At 47.4% G+C, this 1,510-nt stretch carries 1 protein-coding gene; it reads left to right on the forward strand.

The window, feature by feature from the left end:
• The coding region (locus QM590_RS25760) for a hypothetical protein (protein WP_269596892.1) at window positions 1–1,496 on the forward strand (1,496 nt) is incomplete at its 5' end.
• Window positions 1,497–1,510: the final 14 nt, after the last annotated feature.

The following is a 1,510-nucleotide window of genomic DNA, read 5'->3' on the forward strand; positions in this document are numbered from 1 at the left end:
CTGAGCTCGGCGTGTCGAACCAAGGACCGGATCAACCGTTATTCAGACAGTCCCATCCAATGTTATTTGCAATTGTGTATCAGTTGCCCCATCTGATCAGACCCGGTGACGACGAGGCATCTATAGCTCAGTTCCATATCGATATAACCGAGTATGCACAGTCATGGTTGACCAATAAGGGCAGTAGGGACTGTTGGATAGCTCCCCGTAACAGCGGCAAGTCGACTTGGTTGTTCACGTTGCTACCTCTATGGGCAGCGGCACACGGACATAAGAAGTTCATTGCAGCATTCAGTGACTCAGAAGACCAGGCATCGACCCATCTACGTACGTTCAAGTCAGAGCTAGACAACAACGAACTGTTGAAGAAAGACTATCCAGAATTGTGCAAGCCGATGATGGGCGGGGGAGTGAAGCGTTACATAGCTCAGTCCAACACCATGATCCAACAGGCCAATGGTTTCTCATTCTCTGCCAAAGGTATCGACAGTAAGTCGCTAGGTCTGAAGATCGGGAACACTCGACCTGACTTGATTCTGTTGGATGACATCGAACCAACAGAGTCGAACTACTCACCCCATCTAGCCGAGACACGTAAAAGAACAATGCTCGATGGTGTGTTCATGCTCAATGACCGAGCAACCATTGTGATCGTTGGAACTACCGTGATGTCGAACAGCATCATCGACCAGTTGCGCAAGGTGGGTGAGTACCGTACTACGTGGGGTAGTACCAACCCTCAATGCGAGGTAGACAGTGATATCGAGGGTCGTAAGCAAGGCGAAGATGAATGTACTGATAATGGATATTATGTAAATAACCGTGAGGGTAGCCTAAGTACTGATAAAGACGAAACTAGTACCTCATATCCACCAGAATCGATTGAAGTATCGGTTAGCCGCTCACTGACCAATATCGATAATAAGTCTGCCGTAGACGAGATAGAGGGCACAGATTCGATAGCTCAGAATGGCGAATCGGCTCAAACTATGCGAACAATGTCAATTGGTACAAAGTTATCGATAGTGGGGGATAGTGATACTCAATCGTTATCTTTGCAAGAATTAGCATCGAGTGATTCTGATGAATGCTTGACAAAGGCCGGCGGGTCTGATTCATGCTCCACGGAAAACGATCTTAAATCGAACGCGCCTTTTCATGCATCATCTATACCTAACTCCCATATAAGAGAGTTTGAAAAGTTGGAGGCGCAACAGCTCGAATTGCTACGGGATGTGCCAGTGCCTAACAAAGGTGAAGCAGTATTAGATGAAAAGCAGATAGAATCTGTCTCGTTCTACGATTCATTGGATCAAGAATTGCAATGGGTAGTAGATGAACGAATCAACGTGCATTACTATCCTGCCGTCGTTACGAATGCAGATGGTACCGAGTCGTCATGGTGGCCTGAATACAAGCCACTCGATGAGTTGAACAAGATTCGTCATACCCGTTCGGGACTGCCCCGAGTTCAGTTGACTCGTGGGGTTGAGTGATTCAGGCCGCGTGT

This window comes from Rhodococcus sp. IEGM 1372, from assembly GCF_030056835.1.
Classification (GTDB): domain Bacteria; phylum Actinomycetota; class Actinomycetes; order Mycobacteriales; family Mycobacteriaceae; genus Rhodococcoides.